21 protein-coding genes are annotated in these 24,144 nt (G+C 38.2%); 13 read left to right on the top strand and 8 right to left on the bottom strand.

Annotation, left to right across the window (positions count from 1 at the left end; translation table 11 throughout):
* Nucleotides 1-66 precede the first annotated feature (66 nt).
* Nucleotides 67-522 carry a YraN family protein gene (locus I4641_RS03230; protein ID WP_229639025.1) on the top strand — a complete coding sequence of 152 codons (456 nt, stop codon included), beginning with the start codon at nucleotides 67-69 and terminating at the stop codon, nucleotides 520-522.
* Nucleotides 523-561: 39 nt separating this feature from the next.
* Nucleotides 562-1,311 (top strand): HAD family hydrolase, encoded by a 750-nt coding sequence (locus tag I4641_RS03225; protein ID WP_229639024.1) that lies wholly within the window; start codon nucleotides 562-564, stop codon nucleotides 1,309-1,311.
* Here the strand turns inward: I4641_RS03225 and I4641_RS03220 are convergent.
* On the bottom strand, nucleotides 1,308-2,591 hold the full coding sequence (locus I4641_RS03220) for an ABC transporter substrate-binding protein (RefSeq protein ID WP_229639023.1): 1,284 nt from the start codon (nucleotides 2,589-2,591) through the stop codon (nucleotides 1,308-1,310). The genes I4641_RS03225 and I4641_RS03220 overlap by 4 nt on opposite strands.
* Nucleotides 2,592-2,648: 57 nt before the next feature.
* On the opposite strand from I4641_RS03220, the gene I4641_RS03215 reads away from it, so the two are divergent.
* Both I4641_RS03215 and ureC read left to right on the top strand, forming a co-directional pair.
* Nucleotides 2,649-3,632: an ion transporter gene (locus I4641_RS03215; protein ID WP_229639022.1), complete on the top strand. Its 984-nt coding sequence runs from the start codon at nucleotides 2,649-2,651 to the stop codon at nucleotides 3,630-3,632.
* Between the two features lie 108 nt (nucleotides 3,633-3,740).
* Entirely contained in the window at nucleotides 3,741-5,465 is a 1,725-nt protein-coding gene (gene ureC, locus I4641_RS03210) for an urease subunit alpha (protein WP_229639021.1), read from the top strand.
* A gap of 7 nt (nucleotides 5,466-5,472) precedes the next feature.
* On the opposite strand, the gene I4641_RS03205 is transcribed toward ureC, so the two are convergent.
* The 4 genes from I4641_RS03205 to I4641_RS03190 all read right to left on the bottom strand — a co-directional run bounded on the left by I4641_RS03205 (nucleotide 5,473) and on the right by I4641_RS03190 (nucleotide 7,959).
* Entirely contained in the window at nucleotides 5,473-5,643 is a 171-nt protein-coding gene (locus I4641_RS03205; protein ID WP_229639020.1) for a hypothetical protein, read from the bottom strand.
* Nucleotides 5,644-5,692: 49 nt separating this feature from the next.
* On the bottom strand, nucleotides 5,693-6,607 hold the full coding sequence (locus tag I4641_RS03200; RefSeq protein ID WP_229639019.1) for an alpha/beta fold hydrolase: 915 nt from the start codon (nucleotides 6,605-6,607) through the stop codon (nucleotides 5,693-5,695).
* A gap of 101 nt (nucleotides 6,608-6,708) precedes the next feature.
* Nucleotides 6,709-7,587, bottom strand: a complete 879-nt coding sequence (locus I4641_RS03195; protein WP_229639018.1) for a universal stress protein — start codon at nucleotides 7,585-7,587, stop codon at nucleotides 6,709-6,711.
* A 177-nt stretch (nucleotides 7,588-7,764) separates the two neighbouring features.
* Nucleotides 7,765-7,959 carry an NblA/ycf18 family protein gene (locus I4641_RS03190; protein WP_229639017.1) on the bottom strand — a complete coding sequence of 65 codons (195 nt, stop codon included), beginning with the start codon at nucleotides 7,957-7,959 and terminating at the stop codon, nucleotides 7,765-7,767.
* Between the two features lie 628 nt (nucleotides 7,960-8,587).
* Between I4641_RS03190 and I4641_RS03185 the strand changes: the two genes are divergently transcribed.
* From I4641_RS03185 to I4641_RS03155, 7 genes are all read left to right on the top strand, one after another.
* Nucleotides 8,588-9,025, top strand: coding sequence for an RNA recognition motif domain-containing protein (locus I4641_RS03185; protein ID WP_229639016.1), 438 nt, complete (start codon nucleotides 8,588-8,590; stop codon nucleotides 9,023-9,025).
* Nucleotides 9,026-9,186: 161 nt separating this feature from the next.
* Entirely contained in the window at nucleotides 9,187-9,888 is a 702-nt protein-coding gene (gene rpiA, locus I4641_RS03180) for a ribose-5-phosphate isomerase RpiA (protein WP_229639015.1), read from the top strand.
* A 114-nt stretch (nucleotides 9,889-10,002) separates the two neighbouring features.
* On the top strand, nucleotides 10,003-10,368 hold the full coding sequence (locus tag I4641_RS03175) for a c-type cytochrome (RefSeq protein ID WP_229639014.1): 366 nt from the start codon (nucleotides 10,003-10,005) through the stop codon (nucleotides 10,366-10,368).
* A 100-nt stretch (nucleotides 10,369-10,468) separates the two neighbouring features.
* Nucleotides 10,469-11,608, top strand: coding sequence for a 7,8-didemethyl-8-hydroxy-5-deazariboflavin synthase subunit CofH (gene cofH, locus I4641_RS03170; RefSeq protein ID WP_229639013.1), 1,140 nt, complete (start codon nucleotides 10,469-10,471; stop codon nucleotides 11,606-11,608).
* A 127-nt stretch (nucleotides 11,609-11,735) separates the two neighbouring features.
* Entirely contained in the window at nucleotides 11,736-12,674 is a 939-nt protein-coding gene (locus I4641_RS03165; RefSeq protein ID WP_229639012.1) for a UDP-glucuronic acid decarboxylase family protein, read from the top strand.
* Between the two features lie 123 nt (nucleotides 12,675-12,797).
* Nucleotides 12,798-14,144 carry a UDP-glucose dehydrogenase family protein gene (locus tag I4641_RS03160; protein ID WP_229639011.1) on the top strand — a complete coding sequence of 449 codons (1,347 nt, stop codon included), beginning with the start codon at nucleotides 12,798-12,800 and terminating at the stop codon, nucleotides 14,142-14,144.
* Nucleotides 14,145-14,710: 566 nt separating this feature from the next.
* Nucleotides 14,711-17,473, top strand: coding sequence for a sensor histidine kinase (locus tag I4641_RS03155; protein WP_229639010.1), 2,763 nt, complete (start codon nucleotides 14,711-14,713; stop codon nucleotides 17,471-17,473).
* A 12-nt stretch (nucleotides 17,474-17,485) separates the two neighbouring features.
* Here the strand turns inward: I4641_RS03155 and shc are convergent, their stop codons facing one another.
* Nucleotides 17,486-19,402, bottom strand: a complete 1,917-nt coding sequence (gene shc / locus I4641_RS03150) for a squalene--hopene cyclase (protein WP_229639009.1) — start codon at nucleotides 19,400-19,402, stop codon at nucleotides 17,486-17,488.
* Between the two features lie 100 nt (nucleotides 19,403-19,502).
* Between shc and I4641_RS03145 the strand changes: the two genes are divergently transcribed.
* A complete protein-coding gene (locus I4641_RS03145) occupies nucleotides 19,503-20,615 on the top strand; it encodes a hypothetical protein (protein WP_229639008.1) in 1,113 nt (370 codons plus the stop codon).
* Between the two features lie 30 nt (nucleotides 20,616-20,645).
* Here the strand turns inward: I4641_RS03145 and I4641_RS03140 are convergent, their stop codons facing one another.
* Together I4641_RS03140 and I4641_RS03135 are read right to left on the bottom strand one after the other, a co-directional pair.
* Entirely contained in the window at nucleotides 20,646-22,106 is a 1,461-nt protein-coding gene (locus tag I4641_RS03140) for a response regulator (protein WP_229639007.1), read from the bottom strand.
* 23 nt (nucleotides 22,107-22,129) lie between these two features.
* A complete protein-coding gene (locus I4641_RS03135; RefSeq protein ID WP_229639006.1) occupies nucleotides 22,130-22,780 on the bottom strand; it encodes a response regulator in 651 nt (216 codons plus the stop codon).
* Nucleotides 22,781-22,943: 163 nt separating this feature from the next.
* Between I4641_RS03135 and I4641_RS03130 the strand changes: the two genes are divergently transcribed.
* The gene (locus I4641_RS03130) at nucleotides 22,944-24,098 is read left to right on the top strand and encodes a glycosyltransferase (protein WP_229639005.1); all 1,155 of its coding nucleotides are present in this window, start codon (nucleotides 22,944-22,946) and stop codon (nucleotides 24,096-24,098) included.
* The last annotated feature ends 46 nt before the right edge of the window (nucleotides 24,099-24,144 follow it).

Below are 24,144 nucleotides of genomic sequence, written 5' to 3'. Positions count from 1 at the left end.
TGGTAATGAATGAATTAATACGTTTACGCGATCGCAAGTAGAAAATCTATAATAATGATAATCAGGATGAAAGATATCGGCGTATTAGGCGAGGAACTAACTAGTAGATGGTTAGAGTTGCAAGATTATGATCTATTGCAGCAAAATTGGCGTTGCCGTTGGGGTGAAATAGATATTATTGCCCAAGATAGAGACAATCAAGCGATCGCTTTTGTGGAAGTAAAAACCCGCAGCAAGAATAATTGGGATGAAGGTGGTTTATTGGCTGTTGATGCTATCAAGCAAGGGAAGATGATTAAAACTGCATCTTTATTTTTGGCTAAATATCCTCTCTTAGGAGAACTTCCTTGTCGTTTTGACTTGGCTTTGGTTGGTTATACAAAGTTGATGCCAATCAGCAAGAACATAGACGCAGAAATAGATCTACAAAACATTACTCGACTTGCTATAGGTCAGCCTATAATTATTGAGCAATACCAGTTGACTATTAAAAAATATTTACAGTCGGCTTTTGAATTATAGGTATATCTTTTTATTTTCAGAAACTTTGATAAATACAAGATGAATCAGTTACAAGGTTTAATATTTGATGTTGATGGGACTTTGGCTAATACAGAAAGAGACGGACATCGAGTAGCTTTTAATACTGCTTTTGAAGAAGCAGAATTAGATTGGAATTGGTCTGTAGAATTATATGGAGAGTTGTTAAAAGTTGCAGGAGGAAAAGAGCGTGTCAAATATTTTTTGCGTCAATATAAACCTGGATTTGTCGACCCTCAAGATATAAACCAATTTGCAGCCTATATTCATCAGCTTAAAACTAAATACTATTTAGAATTGCTTCACAATGGTGCAATTACTATGCGAAGGGGGACAATAAGATTAATCGAAGAAGCCAGACAAGCAAATATAATTTTAGCGATCGCAACTACAACTTCTTTGCCTAATGTAATTGCTTTGTTAGAAAAATATTTAGATCTAGATTGGTTTGAGGTGATTGCAGCAGGAGATATTGTAGCAGCTAAAAAACCCGCCCCAGATATTTATAAATATGTTTTGAATAAGATCAAAATTCTACCTCAAAATTTTCTGGTGTTTGAAGATTCTGATAATGGATTAATTGCCGCTAAAAAAGCAGGATTAAAAACCATAGTTACAGTTAATAATTACACAAAACAACAAGATTTCAGTCAAGCGGATTTAGTTGTAAGGGACCTGGGAGAAATAGATCAACCCTGCCAAGTTATTCAAGGAGATTTCACAGCAGATTATGTAAATATTTCTAATTTAAAAACATTTTTTGAGAGTTAATTACCAAAAACTAACTCCAAACGTTGTTGCGATCGCTTTAAAGCCTCAGAGGGGGTTTGTTTGCCCAGCAAACTAGCTTCGATTGCTCTACCCAAGTTTTCTGACACCCTAGTATATTGAGGAATTATCGGACGAGATTTTGCCCACTGCATCTGTTCGAGAAAAACATTAATTACAGGATTTTCGGCGACAAATTCTTGATACCCTGGGCTTTGTTGAGACTTGAGATTAACAGGTAAATAACCCGTAGCTAATGCCCAACTGGTTTGAAATTCTTCACTCAAGATATATTCCAAAAACTTAAGGCTAGCCTGTTGTCTTTCGGGGGTGGTTTTGAACACAAATAAATTCTCCCCGCCTATTACCGCAGCAGGTTGCTTGTCGACAGGTATGGGAAAGACACCATAATCTATATTAGTTGATTTCAATTGTGCTAGAGTCCAAGGACCAGTAATTTGCATGGCAGCTTTACCTTCAATAAAGCGATCGATTTCGTAACCCCTTTCGGGGGGAGATAAAATAGCAACCCCATCCTGCACCAAATCCGCTCCTAATTGTAAGGCTGCGATCGCCCCATCGTTGACTAAATTAGGTTTGCCATTTTTTAATAAATCTCCTCCCGCGCTATAGATAAAAGGCAGCCAAGTAAATACCGTCCATTCTCCTTTACCTAGAGACAAGAAAATACCGTGTCGATCTACGCGCCGATCGTTGTTAGTATCCTGAGTTAATTTTTGCGCGGTAGCCTTTAATTCATCCCAGTTTTTGGGGATATCTTCAATACCCGCTTGGGCAAACAAACTAGGACGATAAAATACCGCTGCATTGTTAGTCGCAAAAGGAATTGATAGTATGTGTCCGTCCAACTCCATCGAGTCAAACATTGCTGGATCGATTTCGGATTTTATCGCAGAATTGTCCAACCAATTTTCTAAGGGAAACAACGCACCCAATTGATTTAATTTCCCTGTAATTTGAGCGACATACCAAAGAATATCGGGAGGCTGTCCGCTAACGGTTGCTGCTAATATTTTGGGTAATTGAGCGTCGGGTTGACCCACATACAAAGCTTCAACTTCAATGCGGGGATTATCTTGATTGAACTTTGCTACCAATTCTTGGAAGATATCGCGATTTTCTGGGGGGTTAATACCATGCCAAAAAGTTATCTTGGTAACTCCCTGTTGCTCTAGTCGATCGCTATTGCTACAACCAGTTGCCAGAAATAAACACAATAGTAGCAAAGCGATCGCTTTATATAAGTTACGAGTAAAAATCATTAAGATCGAAATTCTAGATTAATATCAAATTACAGAATGGGAGAGTAACAATAACAGATGAAGAGAAGGGCTTTTCAACGCAAACTTTACCATGTTTTAGAAGATACTAGATATAGTAGCTGGCTTGGCAAACTAGACCAAATTCTACTCTTTATCTTAATTGTTTTAGATATTAGTTCGTTTATTCTCGAAACTTCATTTCAACTCAATCAACAATATTATTGGTTTTTCAAAACTGTAGCAATTTTTTCGACTATCATCTTTTCTTTAGAATATGGATTGCGTTTGTGGTTGTGTACTTTTGAACGTCGCTTTCGCCATCCCTTCTGGGGTAGACTCCATTACGCTGTCACGCCGATGGCAATTATAGATTTTATTTCTACCTTTCCCTTTTATCTAATTTTGGTATTTCATAACTTAGCTTTTTTAAAAACTCTTCGGTTGCTAAGATTAGCCAGGATTTTAAAGATTGGCAGACATTCCAAAGCCTTACGCTCTTTAGCGCAAGTAGTTATTCGCAAACAAGAAGAACTCCTCATTACTTTTTCTACTATTTTTTTCTTACTAATTATTGCTTCTAGTTTGATGTTTTTTGCCGAACACGATGCCCAACCAGAAGCTTTTTCGAGTATTCCTGCTGCTATGTGGTGGGGAGCGGTAACTCTAACTACCGTAGGATATGGCGATATTTATCCCGTGACAGTTATTGGTAAACTATTAGGAGCGAGTCTGGCTTTTTTTGGTATTGGCGTATTTGTTCTCCCCGCAGGTATTGTGGCTTCTGGTTTTGCCGAAGAAGTAAAATATGGTATTAATCCTGAAGAAGATCCCATAATTGAGACAATGGAGACTAAACATAGTCACTTGTCTTTAAAAAAACTGGAAATAACCAAGCAATATCAACAGGTACAAGCTGATGCGAAACTGCTAAGATACTGTCTAGAAATTGCTAGACAAGAATTAGCAGATACGGAAACTAATCCAGAAGCAATTGATTCTTGGGCGATGTTTCTTTATATTCGGGCAAAACAAGATAGGTAACCGATCGCCTTCCATCTTAGGTCGTTAATATATTCTGTTGTGTTATTGAGATTTCCTGTTCTATCATTAATCCTGTTCTATCATTAATTTATAAAAAAGATTATAAACATGAGCTATCAAATGGATCGACGGGCATATGCAGATACTTATGGTGCAACGACGGGCGATCGCGTTAGACTAGCAGATACAGAATTATTTATTGAAGTTGAACGAGACTACACTACCTACGGCGATGAGGTTAAATTTGGTGGTGGTAAAGTAATTCGCGATGGGATGGGACAATCTGCTATTTCCCGCAAGGATGGGGCGGTAGATTTAGTCATTACCAATGCTTTAATTCTTGACTGGTGGGGTATTGTCAAGGCAGATATTGGGATAAAAGACGGCAATATTTGTAAAATTGGTAAGGCGGGGAATCCTCAGATACAGGATAACGTCGATATTATCATTGGTGCCGCCACGGAAATTGTCGCAGGGGAAGGGCATATAGTGACAGCGGGGGGAATTGATAGCCACATTCACTTTATTTGTCCCCAACAGATAGAAACGGCGATCGCATCGGGTATTACTACTATGATCGGGGGTGGTACTGGCCCTGCAACAGGTACAAACGCGACAACCTGTACTCCTGGGGCGTGGAATATCTGGCGAATGCTACAGGCGGGGGATGCTTTTCCCATGAATTTGGGCTTTTTGGGCAAGGGAAACAGTGCCAAACCTGAAGGGCTAGTCGAACAGGTGCAGGCAGGAGCAATGGGGCTAAAACTCCACGAAGATTGGGGTACAACTCCCAAAGCGATCGATACTTGTTTGAATGTGGCAGATGAATACGATGTGCAAGTAGCAATTCATACCGATACCCTCAACGAAGCTGGATTTGTAGAGAATACGATCGCAGCTTTTAAAGACAGGGTAATTCATACCTATCATACTGAAGGTGCTGGTGGCGGACACGCCCCCGATATTATTAAAGTTTGCGCCCAAAGTAATGTTTTACCTTCTTCTACTAACCCTACTCGTCCTTTCACCGTCAATACTTTAGAAGAACATTTGGATATGTTGATGGTGTGTCATCACCTAGATAAAAGTATTCCTGAAGATGTAGCCTTTGCCGAATCCCGCATTCGTCAAGAAACTATAGCAGCAGAGGATATTCTGCACGATCTTGGGGCATTTAGTATGATTGCTTCTGATTCTCAGGCAATGGGGAGAGTAGGAGAAACCATCATTCGTACTTGGCAAACGGCACATAAAATGAAAGTTCAGCGAGGCAATCTCCCCTATCCTACAGGAGAGGGGGCGGGGGAGAGGTCTGATAACTTCCGTGCCAAACGCTACATTGCCAAATACACAATTAACCCAGCCATTACCCATGGAATAAGCGATCGCGTTGGTTCGATTGAAGAAGGTAAATTAGCGGATATTTGTCTGTGGAAACCCGCCATGTTTGGCGTTAAACCAGAGATCGTAATTAAAGGTGGTGCGATCGCTTATGCTCAAATGGGAGATCCTAATGCTAGTATTCCCACTCCTCAACCTGTATATATGCGTCCCATGTTTGGTAGTTTCGGTGGTGCAGTTGCAGCAACATCTATCTCTTTCCTTTCCCAAGCTGCCATCGATGGAGGTATCCCCGAACAAATTGGTTTAAGCAAAATGGTGGCTGCGGTTAGTAATACTCGTAAGTTGAGTAAGACAGACATGAAGTTAAACGATGCTTTACTCAATATTGAAGTTAATCCTGAAACTTACGAAGTAAAAGCCGATGGTGAATTATTAACCTGCGAACCTGCACGAGTTTTACCCATGGCACAGCGGTATTTTTTATTTTGATGTTGGCTCAATCTTCCGCCATACACCAAGCCAGAAACAAAACCGTTAATAAAGCTAATCCCCACCAACCAAGATGAGTCAGACGAATAAAAAAACTAACGGGGATAAATATTAAGACAACATTAATCAACCAATTGCCAAATAAAAGCAAAACTAAAATAACTGCCAAAAATATCATCTATCTTGTTGTGTAATATATTCACAAGGTTAATCTTTCCGATCGGAGTCTAGAAAAGTCCCCTTTCTAAGTTTGCCTCAACCTTGGGAAGCCAGTCTATAATCTTAGAATTAACTACCTCGGGATTTTCGTCGTGGGGGCAGTGACCAGCATTTTCGATAATCTGAAATTGAACATCAGGATTCTGTATTGCTAGATCTTGATATACTTTTGCTCCTGTCACAGGTGTCCAAGGATCTTTTTCTCCCCATAAAATTAATAAAGGACGTTGTAAATTCACCAGCAGTCGATCGGGGGAGTTTCCTGGGGGGGCGGTTAAAACTGAAGCAAAGACTTTTTGCGCTCCATCATCACAAGATGGTTGATACAGCATTTCCACTAGTTCATCTGTTACGGCATTGCGATCGCGATAAACTTGATATAACGTGCGACGAATTTGGCTTTTACGGCGAATATTATTAAAAATAAATTTACCCGTTATCGGGGAGTTTATTAACTTAGCAAATCCACCCATCACTAAACCTAATACAGGATTAAGATCTCCAGGGCGATGATTTAATCCTCCCGCACAATTAATCAGAACTCCCCCCGCAGAAATTTCAGGATAATTAGTGACTAGCATTAGACTGAGTAATGCACCAATAGAGTTACCAATAAACACTGTTGGGCGATCAATATGTTCCGACCAAAAATCTTTGATTTGTTCTTGCCATAATTCTAAGGTGTAGTCTAAAAAGGCTTTGTCCGAACCTCCAAAACCAAGCAAATCTAAAGCAAAAACTCGATACCCGTTCTCTGCCAAGACAGGAATATTTTTTCTCCAATGTCCGATGGAGGCCCCAAAACCATGAATCAGAACCAGTGGTATTCCTTTTCCTGCAACAGTATAGCGAATTTTATGACCTTGCCAATTCCAATCTAGTTCTTTCAGCTTATCGTTTTTGTCTAACGATGTTTGTACCATAGTTTTTTATTCTCTCTAATTTTTAATAGTTAAAATTAATGGGTTATAGTCAATTAGAAGAAGCTGAAATAGCTATAAACCATCTAGAAACAAGCTGAGACTTACTTTTTCGGAGAAAAAAGCAATACTGGAAACCAGCTACTCCGCATCACATCATTAGCAAAACTGCGAACCGTCCACTGCAAAAGACTGTTACGATAGTCAGTGGCAATTGCGATCGCGCTAATATCAAAATCCAATGCAGCAGTAATAATCTCCTGTAGAGGATTACCTGTTTTCACCAAAGTATTCACTTCGATTCCCAACTCTTCTAATTGTGCTTTAACAGAACCCAAACTAGTCTCTGCTTCTTTAGTACGTTGTTCTGCCAAAACTGACTTTCTGCCGCAGTCATCAACCACTGACATTAACATACACTGCTTGAGAGAATTTTCAGGGCGATCTTTGGCATATTTTTTAATTTCCTCGATTAAATAGCGAGCAGTTTCACTATTGTTATAAGGAATCAAAAGATAACGCCATAAATGCTGACAGCGCAAAGCCAATTCTTCGCGGGTATAAGTCGTAATAAGTTCGGGGCGAATAATATTGAGGGGTTGAGTGGTTACTTTTGCTAACCCCGCACTAGTGCTACCAAAAAACTTCTCTTGCAATAAGCTTTTAATCGGAGTTCCCGTCATAATGACATCGACGGAGTGCTTTTTTAAGATGCGAGGAATAGTATCTAATGGCTTTCCTGAAAGAACTTCTACTACTACTTCTACGCTAGATGGTATATTTTCTAGAGCTTTTTGTAGGCGTTGGTTTGCTTGCTCTACTTTTTCTTCATCAATCCTAGGGACTTCTCCTTCTTCCCAGAAAGGAACGCTATGAAAGAAGATAATTTTGTTTAAACCACACTGAGCCAGACTAGGAACGCAATCAATGAAGCGGTATAAACCGTCAGTAAAATCGGTGCAGATCAAGCAACTTTGAAACATACAGAATTAAGGGCAAATCTCTTTTCCTCTTACACTAGCAAAAAAAAGATCGACCGTCGCCATAATCTTGATTTTTGTATCTTTTCGCCTTAATGTAAATAACCCCAACATCCCCAGCTTTTTTCTACTGAAACGAGCAAGAGAAGGAGATTAGATAAACTAGCTAATCAGAACAAATCACAATTGAGGGGGAGATTCTATCCCCCACTGATGACGAATAAAGTCTTTATACATATTGTCTCTTAGCAACATCTGTTCGTATAGTTTGACCAAAAAGTCTTGAGCTTGCTCGTGACTCATGGACTGTACTTGATTTTCAAAAGAACGGATATTGAATTTCTGCTCCAGTGATAGTTCCATTGGGTTGGACATAGCACATCTCCTAGTTTTCTAGTTTTCTGATTAACAATAAAATCATGGTCGATTCTATTGTAATCTAATGTAACAATTATTTGACAATATTAGCTCTAAAATGCGTTGCCATTTTTCATCGTTGTGAATTTTGACGGATAATCATTAAATTTATCTCAAAAAAAATTGCCGAGTGAGAGAGTAACCTTTACTCAATTGCATATTTTTTGACTATTTTTGGCACATCATTTAAAGAAAAAAATAAATAAATTGGCTAATAGTGTAAACATTCTGTAATAATTAGAGATAGTGCAGAATTTCAAACTAAATTTTCAAATCTAATCTAATTGATTGACATTTATTTCGTTAGCAGATGTTTTCCAACTACTGTGACAACATTTAAAAATACCGTCATATTAAATAACTGTTTCATTTCAAGATGCGATCGTACTCCTCACTATTTGATTAATTTTAAGAGTGGTATGTATCTTGGCGTGTCCATAGTTGTGTAAAGTAGAGTAGTTTACCAGAAGAATCATCTATAAAAAGCTTTTGGACAATTTCTTATATTTTGGCTCAGTTGCCATCAGAAAAGCGTTCGCTCTGCACACTATTTTAAAATTAACCTAAGTTTGGGAGATATATTCTCATGTCTATTCGTTTGTATGTAGGTAATTTACCTAAAGAAGAAATCGATCGCGATGCTCTAGCAACCATGTTTGCTGACGAAGCACAACAAGTTACTACCAAAGTAATCAAAGACCGTAAAACAGGGAAATGTCGTGGTTTTGCCTTTGTTACCGTCCCTAGTGATGAAGTTGCAGACCAGTTTATCGAGAAATATAATGGTCAGCCCTTTATGGACAGCCCCCTAAAAATTGAAAAAGCTCTACCCCGTGCTAAGACAGAAGAGGGTGCAGCAGCAGAAGGTAGCGAAGCACCTAAACGCAAACCTAATAATAACAAACGTGCCAAAAAGCAAACTGGAGGACAGAAACAACAGGGTAGTGGTAGTATTCAACCCGATCCTCGTTGGGCAGATGAGTTGGCAAAATTAAAAGAAATGCTTGCTTCGGCGAACAACTAATCTCAGAGCTTTGGGCTTGAGGCTCTCAGCTTCTAAAACGGTGACAAGGACTCTACAAACAAAGGGGAATTGGACACCGTGATTTTTTATGCTTTTGGGAAGATATCTGGGAAAATGAACACCAGATTAAATATTTATACAATATACGGAGATAAAATGTAATGAGCGATCCAGTTAAAACCATGAAGCAAGAAGTTGGTAGGGCTGCTGCGGCTCGCGTTAAATCAGATTCTATTGTTGGATTGGGATCGGGTTCGACTGCTGCTTATGCTATTGAGTATATAGGCGATCGCCTTGCCAAAGGAGAAATTAAAAATGTCGTTGGCGTACCCACATCATTTCAGTCAGAAGTATTAGCAAAACAATTCAATATTCCCTTGGTTACTTTAGATGCGATCGACCACATTGATGTAGCGATCGATGGTGCGGATGAAGTAGATCCCGATAAAAACCTAATTAAAGGTGGAGGTGCAGCCCACACACGCGAAAAAGTTGTAGATTCCTTAGCAAAAGAGTTTATCGTAGTGGTAGATGAGGGTAAATTAGTAGACAAGTTAGGCTCTACCTTTCTGTTACCTGTTGAAGTTATTCCGATGGCTGTTGCTCCTGTAATGAGAAGTTTAGCAAAGTTGGGTGGTAAACCAGAATTACGTATGGGAGTCAAAAAAGCAGGGCCAGTAGTTACGGATCAAGGTAACTTGGTGATTGATGTAAAATTCGACCACATTAAGAACCCTGCTGAGATGGAAAAAGAAATTAATAATCTGCCTGGAGTATTGGAAAACGGTATTTTTGTAGGCGTAGCCGATATTATTATGGTCGGCAAAATTGTCGATGGTAAGCCCGAAATTGTTGAGTTTTAATTCATTATCGATGGGTAGGGTGGGCATTTCAGAATACATAGAATGCAACGAATGCAACAAATAATTTCCCAATGCCCACCGCAATTATATTCTTAATTAAAGGAGAAAACTATTTTGTTAAAATCGATCGATTTTGCCCTCCACAAGCTAGGCATTAGTATTATTGCCTTTTCTCTTTGTTTGATCTTTTTGACTAACCCTGTTTTAGCCGATAGTGCTACTAATTTAGATAATGGTGCGAAAGTATTTCAAGCCAACTGTGCTGGCTGTCATGTGAAGGGAGGAAATATTGTACGACGGGGTAAAAATCTGAAGTTAAAAGCTCTCCATAAGTATAAAGTCGATAACGTAGATGCGATCGCCTCTTTAGTAAATCACGGTAAAGGCATCATGTCAGCTTACGGGGATAAATTGACTCAGCAAGAAATAGCAGATGTTAGTGCGTTTGTCTTAAAAAAAGCGATCGCGGGCTGGAAATAATTTGGTAAGCTACAACCATCCAAGACTATCCAAGTTAGCGATATAGTTAATAATTAAAGGCAGATGTAAAAATTTTTCTAGACCAAATTAAATATAAAGCGTGGTTAATCAAGTCCAAAATATTGACTTAGTTTCAGATATTTTAACAAGAGCTGTTGATGGCAAAGATATTGCAATTGACGAGGGAGTGCTGCTGCTAGAGCAGAGCGATTCCGAAGTTAGAAAAACTATTAGAAAGACAGCAGATCTCTTACGCCAACAACAGGTAGGAGATACTGTTACCTACATAATCAACCGCAATATTAATTTCACTAATATCTGCGAGCAACACTGTAGTTTCTGCGCTTTTCGTCGGGATGCAGGTGAAGCAGGCTCTTTTTGGCTAGATATAGAACAAATAATTAACAAAGCAGCCGAAGCAGTGAAAATTGGCGCGACGGAAATATGTATGCAGGGTGGTTTAAATCCCCAAGCCAAACTTGAAGGTACTTCTTTGGCTTACTACCTCAACATAGTTACAGAAATTAAATCCCATTTTCCTCAACTACACCTCCACGCCTTTTCTCCCCAAGAAATTCAGTTTATTGCCAGAGAAGATAGCATTAGCTACGAAAAAGTTTTATTAGCTCTAAAAGATATAGGATTGGGTTCGATGCCTGGTACTGCTGCTGAAATACTCGACGATCGCGTCAGAAATGTAATTTGTCCTGAAAAAATTAATAGTGCGACTTGGTTAGAAATAATTAGTTTGGCTCACAGTTTGGGGATCTTTACTACTAGTACCATGTTGGCAGGTCATATAGAAACACCCCAACAACAAATAGAACATCTGGCAAAATTGCGATCGCTCCAGCAAACTGCCGTAGATAATAATTACCCCGCCAAAATTACTGAATTTATTATTTTACCTTTTGTAGGACAAGAAGCCCCCGCACCCATTCGTCGTCGGGTAGGAAGAGATCAACCAAGTGTAGCCGATGTACTGCACTTAACAGCCATATCTCGGATCTTTTTAGGCAACTGGATTGTCAATCATCAACCAAGCTGGGTCAAAATTGGTCTAGAAGGGGCGCAGCAGGCTTTGCAAGGTGGTTGTAATGATATTGGGGGGACATTAATGGAAGAACACATTACCACGATGGCAGGGGCGAAAGGAGGCACTTGTATGTCTGTAGAGAATTTGCAACAGGCGATAATAGCTTTAGATCGTCCCTATCAACAAAGAGACACTATTTACTAAATATTGCCGATTAGAAGTATTTTAGAAATATTTTATTTTCAAAGTTGTTAAGAAAGTGATTATCCCAAAGAATACAACCTTGGTTTAATATTAGTTCTGAATATAGTCAAAAAGTAAATCTAATTGCATGAGAGTATTAGTAACTGGCGGTGCTGGTTTTCTGGGGTCCCATCTCATCGATCGCCTAATGAAGCAAGGTAATGATGTGATATGTCTGGATAATTTTTTTACTGGTCACAAACGTAATATTAGCCACTGGATGGACAACCCTTATTTTGAGTTGATTCGTCACGATATTACCGAACCAATTCGCTTGGAAGTAGACCAGATATATCACCTTGCTTGTCCTGCTTCCCCAGTTCACTATCAATATAATCCCGTCAAAACGATCAAAACTAATGTTTTGGGCACATTAAATATGTTGGGATTAGCCAAACGAGTCAAAGCTAGATTTTTGCTAGCTTCTACTTCTGAGGTGTATGGCGATCCCGACGTCCATCCTCAACCAGAAGAATATCGCGGTAACGTCAACACTATTGGCATTCGTAGCTGCTATGACGAAGGCAAAAGAGTTGCCGAAACTCTAGCCTTTGACTATCATCGTCAAAATAATGTAGATATTCGAGTAATGCGTATTTTTAATACCTATGGTCCTCGAATGTTTGAAAATGACGGTCGTGTAGTTAGTAATTTTATCGTTCAAGCTCTCAAAGGTATTCCTTTGACTGTTTATGGCGATGGTTCGCAAACTCGCAGTTTTTGCTATGTTGCCGATCTTATTGAAGGCATGATGCGATTAATGAACGGCGAACATACTGGACCGATTAATATTGGTAATCCTGGAGAATATACAATTCTACAATTGGCTGAAACTATCCAAAAAATGGTTAATCCCGATTCAGAGTTGACATTTAAACCACTCCCTCAAGACGATCCCCTGCAAAGACAGCCCGATATTACTAAGGCTAAAAATCTTTTAGGTTGGGAACCCAAGATCGATCTAGAAGAAGGTTTAAAAATGACTATCGAAGACTTCCGTTCTCGAATCGAACGGGGAGAAGCTTAGACAACATTAGTCAGAAAGCAGTATTTTAGATATCAGTTTTTTTGTTATTGATATGCTTAATTTTTGTTATTTAATGTATGTCGCAAAAAGTTCAACAAATAATACAAGAGGTTAAATAAGTTTATGCGTGTTTGCGTTATTGGTACTGGATATGTCGGTTTGGTTACAGGTGTTTGTTTGTCTCATATCGGACACGATGTTATCTGTGTTGATAACAACGAAGAAAAAGTTAAGTTAATGCAGTCTGGACAATCTCCGATCTACGAACCAGGCTTATCCGAACTAATGAAGTCTTCGGCAGAATCTGGTAAATTGACTTTTACTGCGGATTTGGCAAAAGGTGTATCCCATGGAGAAATTTTATACATTGCAGTGGGTACTCCTCCTTTACCTACTGGAGAAAGCGATACTCGTTACGTCGAAGCAGTAGCCCGTGGTATCGGAACTCATTTAAAAGATGAATATAAAGTAATTGTTAATAAATCTACCGTTCCTATTGGTTCTGGTGATTGGGTGAGAATGATTGTCTTAGATGGCAATAAAGAATCTGGCAGTACTGTTGAACCTATATTTGATGTAGTTAGTAATCCTGAATTTTTAAGAGAAGGTTCTGCGGTATACGACACATTTAATCCCGATCGCATTGTGTTAGGTGGCAATAGCGAAAAGGCTATTTCGATGATGCAGGAGTTATATAAACCTCTAGTAACGAGAGAATTCGCCGAAGATAAATCTGCACCTCCTGTACCTGTGGTAGTAACCGATCTCAGTTCTGCGGAAATGATTAAATATGCAGCCAACTCTTTCCTTGCTACCAAAATTAGTTTCATTAATGAAGTGGCAAATATTTGCGATCGCGTTGGTGCAGATGTAACTCAAGTGGCTGAGGGTATTGGTTTGGATTCCCGTATTGGCGGTAAATTCTTGAGTGCAGGTATTGGTTGGGGTGGTTCTTGTTTCCCCAAAGATGTTTCTGCTTTAGTACATACTGCTGATGACTATGGTTACGATACCGAACTATTGAAAGCAGCGATTAATGTCAATCAGCGTCAGCGTCTGTTGGCTTTAGAGAAACTACAAAACGAACTCAAAATCCTTAAGGGTAAAACTATTGGTTTGTTGGGTTTAACCTTTAAGCCAGATACAGACGATATGAGAGACGCACCCGCACTGGATCTAATCGAACAACTCAATCGTCTTGGTGCGAGAGTTAAAGCTTACGATCCGATTGTTTCTCAATCTGGTTTGAGTCACGGCTTATCCAATGTGATTATTGAAACCAATGCCGAAATGCTTGCAGATGGTTGCGATGCAGTAGTTTTGGTCACTGATTGGAAAGAGTTTGCCAAGCTTGATTTCCCTAAAATGGCTAAATTGATGAATAATCCTTTAGTGATTGATGGACGTAATTTCTTAGATCGCGAAAAAGTAGAAGCTGCTGGTTTACGTTATATCGGCATGGGACGATAATCGATCAGTAAAAAGCTTTTTTGATAAAGTTTTTAGCTTTTAGCTCTTAGCTCTTAGCTATCAGCAAAACAAATTTAATAATTCATAGCAAAGTGGAATGTTCTGCTTTGCTTTTTATTGAAATTAGTACTTACGAATTGTCTCTCTTTTTCACTACTAGTGCATCAAACAGCTAAAACCCATCTCCTAGGTATTAATACTTTAATCGTCCCTTTCATAAATTTCCTTCTTATGGGGATTGCTTGACTATATATTGGTGCAACTTCCATCGTGTTAGTAATAGGAGAAATTAGACGCTATTTGACTAGGTAATTTTTATCACCAACATTACTTTTTGTTAATTTATCTACTCAAACCGCTCAATCTAAATTAAATTTCACTGATACCGTAAAAAAATTTACTAGCAAAACTACTAAGTAAAATTCCTTAGAGCTTACAAGACTTAAGAATATAATTTAGGGTTTAATCGTAACTTCAGTATTTTTTAAATCTTTAGCTAACTTATAAGAAATATAGTTTTTAAGACTTCTACTGACTTCATTTGTTTAAACCGCGCTAACTTATCAATGAATCACGATCGCTCGTATTTAACTAAAACTGAAGTTGCCAAACAACTAGGTTATTTTCCCGCTTTCTTAATCCCCGCCATCAATTCTTCTCTAATTTTTCGGACTCTATCTCAACAAACTTTATCTGCCTACGTAAATAACCCTTTACCTAGCTTATTCAAAGAGAAGCTTTTTGTTTGTTTATCCCGTCACTTTGGTGTTAGCTATTTTACTGTTTGTCATAGCTGTACCTTGCGATCCTTAGGGATGAACGCAACAGAAATTTTGGCTTTGGAAGAAATTACGAATCCCCATACAGAAGACGATCTGATTGCAGATTTAGAATTACTAAACAGTCAATGGCACGATAGTATTCCTTGGCAAAATAATCCACAGTTGGAAAAAATATTGCTGCGTTGTTCTTGCTTAATTTTTTTAGATCGATCTCAAACCAATAAATGCGTGGAAACCCTAAAACAATTTTTAGGGGAAGTTTACTACAATTACTTGGTAATTTTTCTGGGCTATATCAAACTATGTCATCAATGGGTAAGCAGCAATCCAGGCATATCTCATCAACAAGATCCTCGATCGCAAGCTCACTTAGGATCTTTGCTACTATCAGAAAGCAGATTAATTAAATTTTTTCAAAGTAATCTTCAATTAGACAATTCTCCCTCCTCAACTTCATCGTTAAACTTGCTATCGGCAAAAAAGTCTTGCATTTCTTCACCACTAAGAGTTTCTCCAACATCTTCCACTACAGTCAGGTTAAATTGGCAACAAAAACAAGTAGCATTAACAGAATACTTGGCTAATCTACCCTTTCCTGTGATGATACATAGCCACAACGAGGAAATCTTATATCTCAACCACAACTGGATCGAGACTACTGGCTACAACATGGGGGAGACATCTACCCTGACACAGTGGAAACAGAAAGCTCAAGTCAAACAACATAAACTAAGAAAAAGATTCCCACCAGAAGTTTCTCTAAGGAATAATACTCGAAAAATATCAAGGTTGTCTGACATAGAAACTCAAACCCAAAATATATTAAGACAAATTGCTAAGTCTCTCAGTAATTTGGCTGAGGAAATTGCTCAGATTGAAATAGAAGCTCAAATCGAACGCGCCACCGTCAACGAAGTCAGCATCATTACCAGCAGGGGAGAACGGCGTTTTTGGGAATCATATAGCGCACCATTTAATTTGGATAACGAACCAGAACAATTAACCATCTCAATTGCCAAAGATATTACCGAAGTAGTCACCCAAGCTACCCAACTGATGGAAGTGGAAGATAAACTAAATTCGGTGCTAAAAGCGACTAATACAGGTGGTTGGAGTTGGGATCTAATTAATAATCAAATTAATATTTGCGATCGCAGTCGTGATATTTTGGGTTTAAATGAGTTTGATGGCAGTTATGGCAGCTTTTTGCAATCCATTCATCCCGAAGCCAAGGAATCTATAGATCTCAGCTTAATTAAAGCGATTAAAACTGACCGTAATATAGATTTGAAATACCCTATTATCAGGGATAGTTACGCCATTTGCTGGATTCGGCTTCAAGGTAAACTTAGATACAATTCTGCCAGAGAAGTAATCCGAGTGACTGGAATAGTGATGGATATTACCAAGGATCAAGAAAACTCACCAAAAGTCAAGCTTAATTTTCAGCAAGATCGACAACAAAACGTGACCAAATCTAACCAAGAGCTGGTAAATATTATAAATGTATTGCCCTCTTATGTTTTTGTCATAGATGTCGGCGATAAGACTATTTCACTGATCAATCTCAAACTGTCTCGAAGTCTGGGAGTGTCAGATCCCGACTACTTTAAAGGAAAGACTATCTATGAGTGTTTTTCTTCAGAATATACTCGTCAAATTCTTTGGCAAGAACAACAAGTCTTGACTTACGCCAAAGAAATTCACGTTCAAGAAGAAGTCGTTCTATCTGATGGTATCCACTATTTTGATACTACGATTACGCCCCTACATAATGAAAGTGGCGAAATATACGCTTTGTTACACACTTCTAATGATATACCCGACTTGGGAGCTACCAAAGAAGAACTTTCCGAACGTACCTTACAACTAGAAGCTGCTAATAAAGAATTGGAATCTTTTTCTTATTCTGTATCCCACGATTTACAAGCACCTCTGCGAGTAATCAACGGTTTTAGTCAAGTATTATGGGAAAATTATCAACCTAATTTAGATGATCGCGGCAAGCACTATCTACAAAGAATACAAGCTAACAGCGAAAGAATGAGCGACTTAATTGATGCTTTGTTGCAACTATCTAGGGTGACTCGCTCTCAGATGGAATCTGTGCAAGTTAACCTGAGCAAGATTGCCGAAGACATCATCGAAGAGTTGCAGGGGGAAGATCCCCAACGCCAGGTAGAATTTATCACTAGTGGGAATATCACCGCCAAAGGAGATCCTCAGCTATTAAGAATAGTTTTAGATAATCTCTTAAATAATGCTTGGAAATACACCTCTAAGCGATCGCAAACCAAAATCGAATTTAATGCCATCTCTTCAGGACAAGATAAACTAACTTTCTATGTTAGAGATAATGGCGCGGGTTTCGATCTAGAATATGCCGATAAACTATTCACCGCTTTTAAACGTCTTCATACCCAACAAGAGTTTCCTGGCACGGGAATAGGTTTAGCCACTGTAAAACGCATTATTTATCGTCATGGTGGCAAAGTTTGGGCTGATGGAGCAACCGATAACGGAGCAACAATTTATTTTACTCTCTAATCGCGATCGCAATTAACTACCAACCATTTTTTGATATCTAGCTAATGCCTGGAGAGGGAAATATTGCTGATAAAGATGGTACTTGAGATAAAAATGACAGGGAAAGCCAGTACCCGTAAAATAATCTTCATTCCACTTACCATCATCCCCTTGAGTTTGAATTAAATATTCTATTCCTTGGTTAACGGCGATCTCTCCTGAAAACTTAATCGAATCCATAGCAGCCAAGATACCTGTCAACGCCCAGGCTGTCTGAGAAGCGGTACTGACTCCAATACCTTTTAAACTAGGATCGTTATAACTAGCACAGGTTTCGCCCCAACCACCATCGGGATTTTGGCAGCTTACCAACCACATTGCACCCCGCTCGATTTCTGACTGACAGAGACTGGGAGAGATCGCGCCAAGGGCAGCAAGTACGCCACTCGTACCATAGATATAGTTTACTCCCCAACGACCAAACCAACTGCCATCCGCTTCTTGTTCGTCGAGCAAATAGGCGATCGCTTTTTGTACTCGTCCATCTTCCATCGATAGATTGCCTTCTCCCAGCATTTCTAATACCCTGGCAGTCACGTCGGCAGTATTGGGATCGATCATCGCTTTAAGATCGCCATAGGGAATCAGATTAATCCAATCTTGGTCGTTATCGAGGTCGAAAGCTGCCCATCCTCCTGGTTTGCACTGCATCGATGCCATCCAATTTAGACAACGCGCAATTGCCTGTTGTTTGGTGGCTTCGTCGGGTAATGTGACTTGAGATAAACCCATTACTACTACTGCCGAGTCGTCTAGATCGGGATAGAAACGATTGTCAAATTCAAACGCCCAACCCCCTGGGGTCACTCCTTTATTTTTAACCGCCCAATCTCCGTAGTCGAGGATTTGCTTGTCTAATAGCCATTTACCCGCCTTGACTAGACTGGGGTGGTCTGGGTTAATCCCCGACTCTACCAAAGCCCGCAAACACCAAGCAGTATCCCATACAGGAGATATACAGGGCTGGATGCGATAGCTGGTTTCATCTTCTAGGGCAAAATTATCGACAGCAATTAAACCTCTTTGAATTATCGGATCGTTGAGATCGTAATTAAGAGTACGCAGACATAGCAAAGAGTTGAGCATGGCAGGAATGATTCCGCCCCAGTCTCCCGTTGCTTCTTGTCTTTCTAATACCCATTTTTCCGCAGCAGCCAAACCCTCAGGGCGAAATGGCACTAGATTGAACTCTTGGGCAAATTTAAAAGCACTATCTAATGCTAAGAAAATATCTGTCCAGTCGTGGTTGCGGGGCAATTCAAAAACGACATTGTTGATTCCTTCTGCATACAACTCATCTAAATTGATCGGCGTATCAATTTCAAAGATAGGTTGGCGATCGAATACGATTAATAATGGTACGGTGCTACCCCTAGCCCAACTAGACATTTCATAAATAGTAAAAGGGGACTCTTCGGGAAGCAGCATAATCCAAGGGGGTATAGAAGGTAATCCTTTCCAGTCATAGCAAGCAATTAATGCTAGGTGCATTTTGGTAAAGATGCGAGTTTTACTAATACCACCTTGTTGCAAAATAAATTTTCGGGCTTCAACTAAGGCTGGATCTGATGCAGGTATACCCAACAAACGCAATGCCATATAAGCCTCTACCGAAGTAGAAAGATCTCCTCCATCACCGTAATATAATTCCCAACCACCGTGTTCTTGTTGTTGCGATCGCAAATAGTTGGCAGCTTTATCTAAGGGTCTGGTTTTATCAGTATGCCAAATCTTGTGTAACAAAACAACTTCAGCCGTGATAGTTACATTTGATTCTAATTCTCCCCACCAATAACCTTGTTTATCTTGAATTGATAGTAAATGTTTTTGAGAATTGGCGATCGCTCGATCTAGTTTTGCTTGAGATATTGATTCTATTGATAATGTCACCACACTTTACTCTTAACTTGCCTGAATTTTGTAAAATATTCAATCTTTATACTTTATACTAATTTTCTAGAATCAATATAGAGTAAAAATATCGAAAATCATGTCACAATCAACAGAATTAAATTTAGAGCAAATTAGGCTCAGTTTGAGCGATTATCAATCGGAATTGAATGCGATCGACCTAGAAACTATTAAAGAAAAAGAGCGTATTTTAGATGCAATCAAAGCCGAAGAAGCTGAAATAAAATTATTGCTAGATCGATACCGCGATATCAAACGTCAAAAGGAAATTGAAGTAGTCAAGTCTTCTTATAACAATCTTGCAGAATTCAAACAAACTCTGTTATCAAAGATCCAATTAGAAACAGAAGAAACAGAAAATCAAAATTCCCTTTTGCCTACGATGGAAGGAGGTGAGCCAAAAAAGAATAAAAAACAGCTTGAGGAAGAGAGGACGATTAATCAAAAAGTCAAAGTAATCGAGCTAATTCAGTTTATCGATGACATGGGCGATCGTGGGTTGGTCAAGCTTTATCCTGCTGATGTAGCCAGTGTCGTACCCAACTTTGAAATTGGTAATACTATCGTACGAGATGAATTGTTAAAGTATTATCAAAAAAATAACATAGCTATTTATAATTCTCTCTTAAAACTCTATCAAAAGCCGCAAATCGATCCCGCACTACCAATGCCCGACCAAGAAACTCTGTCTTTAAAGGATCGAGGATATCATAGTTTTCTGGAAGAACATTATCCCAAAGCTCTACCTTTCTTTTGGTATTTAATCAATCGAGAAGCCGATAGCATCAGATATGCAGTAATGGAATTTGCCGTCGATCATATTATTCAAACCAATACCGTCGAAAACGATCCAGATCGCCAAAAATTGAACCTGAAACTATCTGAATTACTAGAAATGAACAATCAGGCTTCTTTAGGAGATTTTTTAAAAGATCTGTTTTTGTGCTTTCATCCCCGTAGAGTTAGTCAAAAAAGCACGAGTAAAAACAAATATTTTGATTATGTAAATAATCTGATTAAAACTGAATCTACTCTAGAGAATTCTGAGGTTCTACAAATATGGAACCATTTCCTAGAATCTGGATACGAACGAGTATCTTCTCCTGATTTTATTACTATAACCTCGGAAAAAAATTCTTCAAGAGATCGCACTTTGAATTTAATTCCTACTGGCAAAGATAATTTATTATAGATGTTTATTTAGATGTTTATTGCCCGCCGATTAAAGCTCTAAACTTAGGGGCAAAGAAACCGTAAATTTTGTTTTTCCAGGTAGAGTTGTTCTTCCTGATAATAAGTTTACGGCGATATTTCCCTCATGGCGATCGATAATTTGTTTGGCAATAGTCAAGCCCAATCCTGTGTTTTCTCCAGGGGATTTGGTAGTAAAGAAAGGATCGCACATCTTCTCAACTATTTCTGGATCGATACCTTCTCCCGTATCAATAATATCCACTAGCAAATTTTCATCTTGCCGATGGATATTAATCGTTATTATTCCCAAAGAACCAATAGCATCTATAGCATTCTTAATTAGATGATACCAAAGTTTTTGTAGTTCTTCTGGATAGCAATAAATAGAAGGAACATCACCATAATTTTTCATGAATCGAATCCCTGGGGGGATCTGTTTTTTCGCCAAACTCAACGCCATTTCTATGGTATTTTTAAGATGAGCTTGACGCTTTTCTGCACTACTTTGATGAGAAATAGCATAATTATTTAAGTCAGTAATTATCTTATTAAACTGTTGGCTAGATTGAGTAATATTGTCAATACTTTTATGTATATTTTTAATTAGGCAAGCATTTTCTAAAACTGCTAAATAGTTTTTACATGTTAATAGGGGGAAGAAATCTTCTATTTCTTCATCAGAGCCTAGTTCTATTAACATATCCGCTACTCTCTCACAATTGTCTAACTCAAATTTTGCTAATTTATTGAGAATGAGATCTTTTAGTTGTTGCTTTTCTGTTTTAGAGAGCAGCATAGTAATATTATCATCATGAGATTGTTTCAATAAAGCAATAAAATATTTCTGCTGTTCTATGGAAAGTTGATGCAAAAAATCTGGCAAATTTTTAAGATTAGATTTACCAAACTGATTTAGTTCAGCCAAAGAATCATTAATAGCTGATAGCGGACTATTCACTTGAGTAGTAATACCAGAAGTAATTTTTTCTAAAACTACAGAATGGCTTGATTTTACTATTTGCTTGTGATTTTTATGTAGTTTATCTACTGTTTCATTTAGCTGTTTATTTTTCTCTTTCAGTTGCTTTTTGAGATTGACTAAAGATAGCTGATGCCTAACTCTTATCAAGACTTCGTGCATCTGAAATGGTTTAGTAATATAGTCAACTCCTCCCAAAGCAAAAGCCTTAACTTTATCCACAGGTTCGTCAATAGCACTAATAAAAATAATTGGAATATTTCTAGTTTTAGGATTGCTTTTTAACTCTTTGCAAACTTGATATCCATCTAAATCGGGCATCATAATATCTAGTAAAATCAGATCGGGAGGATTGATTTCAATCGCGGAAAGAGCTAATTTGCCATTGGGTACGGGTCTAACTTTATACTCATATTTAGTTAAAATATCCACTAATAAATGTAAATTTTGGGGAGTATCATCTACTACCAAAATATTATTAAGATCTTGTGCCACCATTAGATTTCTCATTATCTTTGAAGCTCCCAAAAAATTTAAGTTAGAGATATAAGTTTTAAAATATGTTCGTATTCAAAATTATTAATATGTCGATTGATTGTTTGGGCGAGAAGCTGATTTTCTTGACTAATGCGATCAACAATTTTGCTTATTTTATCCAAATCAATTGCCATAATAGACTGCTGTAGCTCTTGAAGTAATTCATCAGATATCATCGCCAAAGAGTCATTATCTAACTGTAATAAAGAAGCTGATGATTCTGTGGAATTAAATGCCTCTGCATAGGTATAACACACCCCCAAATGCTTCGTCATTAAAGAAAATAGTTCGTCGGCTTGAAAAGGTTTTCGCATAAAATCATCACACCCCGTTGCCAAAATCACAGAACACTCTTCTTCTAATGCACTAGCCGTTAAAGCAATAATCTTGGTTGGAAAAGTGGAATTATTTTTAATTTTTTGTGTGGCACTATATCCATCCATCACAGGCATTCTAATATCCATCAAGATCAAGTCTGGTTGCCACTCTTGCCAAATTGCGATCGCTTTTTTGCCATTGTCAGCGGTTTGAACTTCAAATCCAATCGACTCTAATAATTGTATTAGTAACTCTCGATTGAGTTCTTGATCGTCGACAACTAAAATACGATATTGGGGTTGAATCGACCATAAATAATTAGAGTTCATTGATTTATTATCAAGTCTAGGTCACCTAGAAAGAGTGATAAGATAAGCACCCAGTTAGATTGTTCCCATTTTGGCAATGTTCTGAACCATCTCAATCTAAAGTTACATTAGTCATGATTTGGTTATCTTATGTTTTTAATCATTAATAATTAAATTAATCAAAATGATCGTAATATTGTTAGTCGGTTTATCCTTATTTATTTGGCTATTTTTAATCTTATTTTGGGGCGATTTTTGGTTGTGCGATCGCTATATTGATCGCCATAATAACGAATTAAAATCTTATCCCACAGTATGGATTATCGTTCCTGCTAGAGATGAAGCAGAAGTAATAAAAGATAGTTTGACTTCTCTTTTAAATCAAAAATATCCAGGGAATTTTGCGATCGCTCTAGTTGATGACAATAGTAGCGATCGCACGGCAGAAATTGCTCTATCTACTACTAATAAATTCAATAAAACAGAACAATTTAAAATTATTTCAGGTAAAGCTTTAAAACAAGGTTGGAAAGGCAAATTATGGGCAATGCAACAGGGAATCGATTATGCCCAAAAGCAAACCCCTTTACCAGATTATTTTCTCTTCACTGATGCCGATATCTATCACGATCCTGATAACTTAGAAAATTTAGTTACTAAAGCCGAAACAGAGAATTTAGATTTAGTTTCCTTGATGGTGTTACTCCGCTGTCAAAGCTTTTGGGAAAAACAATTAATCCCCGCTTTTGTCTTTTTCTTTCAAAAACTCTATCCGTTTTCTTGGGTCAACAATCCTCAGAAGGCGATCGCTGCGGCGGCGGGGGGGTGTATTTTAATTAGCAGCCAAGCTCTAGAAGAAATTGGCGGTATTGCAGCGATTAAAGATGCTTTAATTGATGATTGTTCTCTAGCCAAAGCTGTTAAATCTAAGGATAAAAACATCTGGCTTGGTTTAACTAAAACTACTATTAGTTTGCGTTCTTACAATCACTTAAAAACTATTTGGGATACGATCTCCCGTACCGCTTTTACTCAATTAAACTATTCCTGGCTATTATTAATTGGCACATTAATTGGAATGTGTCTTGTCTATCTAATTGCACCCATCGGTTTAATAATTAGCATCCAAAGACAAAACTGGCTATTAATGGGAATGGCTATTACTACTTGGTGCTTAATGGCGATCGCTTATACTCCTACCATCAAGTTATACAACCTTTCAATCTTGAGAGTCTTTAGTTTACCCGCGATCGCTTTTTTATATACTCTCATGACCATCGACTCTGCCATCAAATACTATCAAGGTAAAGGCGGTGCTTGGAAAGGCAGAACTTATTAAACGTGAGTTCGACGAAATTTAAAAATGGCAGATGGCAAAGCAGGTA

This window comes from Waterburya agarophytonicola KI4, from assembly GCF_020640915.1.
Taxonomy (GTDB): Bacteria; Cyanobacteriota; Cyanobacteriia; order Cyanobacteriales; family Xenococcaceae; genus Waterburya; species Waterburya agarophytonicola.
This window is presented reverse-complemented; position numbering and strand designations above follow the sequence as displayed.

Coding starts and splice junctions, on each gene's coding strand:
- I4641_RS03230 (WP_229639025.1), top strand. CDS start 67: ATGAAAGATATCGGCGTATTAGGCGAGGAACTAACTAGTAGATGGTTA.
- I4641_RS03225 (WP_229639024.1), top strand. CDS start 562: ATGAATCAGTTACAAGGTTTAATATTTGATGTTGATGGGACTTTGGCT.
- I4641_RS03220 (WP_229639023.1), bottom strand. CDS start 2,591: ATGATTTTTACTCGTAACTTATATAAAGCGATCGCTTTGCTACTATTG.
- I4641_RS03215 (WP_229639022.1), top strand. CDS start 2,649: ATGAAGAGAAGGGCTTTTCAACGCAAACTTTACCATGTTTTAGAAGAT.
- ureC (WP_229639021.1), top strand. CDS start 3,741: ATGAGCTATCAAATGGATCGACGGGCATATGCAGATACTTATGGTGCA.
- I4641_RS03205 (WP_229639020.1), bottom strand. CDS start 5,643: ATGATATTTTTGGCAGTTATTTTAGTTTTGCTTTTATTTGGCAATTGG.
- I4641_RS03200 (WP_229639019.1), bottom strand. CDS start 6,607: ATGGTACAAACATCGTTAGACAAAAACGATAAGCTGAAAGAACTAGAT.
- I4641_RS03195 (WP_229639018.1), bottom strand. CDS start 7,587: ATGTTTCAAAGTTGCTTGATCTGCACCGATTTTACTGACGGTTTATAC.
- I4641_RS03190 (WP_229639017.1), bottom strand. CDS start 7,959: ATGTCCAACCCAATGGAACTATCACTGGAGCAGAAATTCAATATCCGT.
- I4641_RS03185 (WP_229639016.1), top strand. CDS start 8,588: ATGTCTATTCGTTTGTATGTAGGTAATTTACCTAAAGAAGAAATCGAT.
- rpiA (WP_229639015.1), top strand. CDS start 9,187: ATGAGCGATCCAGTTAAAACCATGAAGCAAGAAGTTGGTAGGGCTGCT.
- I4641_RS03165 (WP_229639012.1), top strand. CDS start 11,736: ATGAGAGTATTAGTAACTGGCGGTGCTGGTTTTCTGGGGTCCCATCTC.
- I4641_RS03160 (WP_229639011.1), top strand. CDS start 12,798: ATGCGTGTTTGCGTTATTGGTACTGGATATGTCGGTTTGGTTACAGGT.
- I4641_RS03155 (WP_229639010.1), top strand. CDS start 14,711: ATGAATCACGATCGCTCGTATTTAACTAAAACTGAAGTTGCCAAACAA.
- I4641_RS03145 (WP_229639008.1), top strand. CDS start 19,503: ATGTCACAATCAACAGAATTAAATTTAGAGCAAATTAGGCTCAGTTTG.
- I4641_RS03140 (WP_229639007.1), bottom strand. CDS start 22,106: ATGAGAAATCTAATGGTGGCACAAGATCTTAATAATATTTTGGTAGTA.
- I4641_RS03135 (WP_229639006.1), bottom strand. CDS start 22,780: ATGAACTCTAATTATTTATGGTCGATTCAACCCCAATATCGTATTTTA.
- I4641_RS03130 (WP_229639005.1), top strand. CDS start 22,944: ATGATCGTAATATTGTTAGTCGGTTTATCCTTATTTATTTGGCTATTT.